The sequence below is a fragment of the Cognatundibacterium jejuense genome (assembly GCF_014284255.1).
Classification (GTDB): Bacteria; Pseudomonadota; Gammaproteobacteria; order Burkholderiales; family Burkholderiaceae_D; genus Undibacterium; species Undibacterium jejuense.
Window position 1 is genome coordinate 1 of sequence record NZ_JACOFV010000068.1, and the last position, 262, is coordinate 262.

The 262-nt window shown below is 43.1% G+C and carries 1 rRNA gene; it reads right to left on the reverse strand.

What is annotated here, in order from left to right:
- Positions 1 to 155: 155 nt before the first annotated feature.
- Positions 156 to 262 (reverse strand): 23S ribosomal RNA (locus H8K32_RS20050); the annotation flags it as partial.

Sequence of the window (262 nt, forward strand, 5' to 3'; positions counted from 1 at the left end):
TCAGAAGAAGTGTCGTAGAGTGTGCGCTCCGAGTGATTCTCATCTCTCTTTCGCACTAATCTTGATTCATTTATTACTGGTTATGATTCGTACCAAACTCTCTTTGGCATTCACTTCATAATTTCTCACTTGCAGCTACAACCTGCTAAGGTTATAGGGACAAGCCTTACGGGCAATTAGTACTGGTTAGCTTAATGCATTACTGCACTTCCACACCCAGCCTATCAACGTCCTGGTCTCGAACGACCCTTTAAAGAGATCA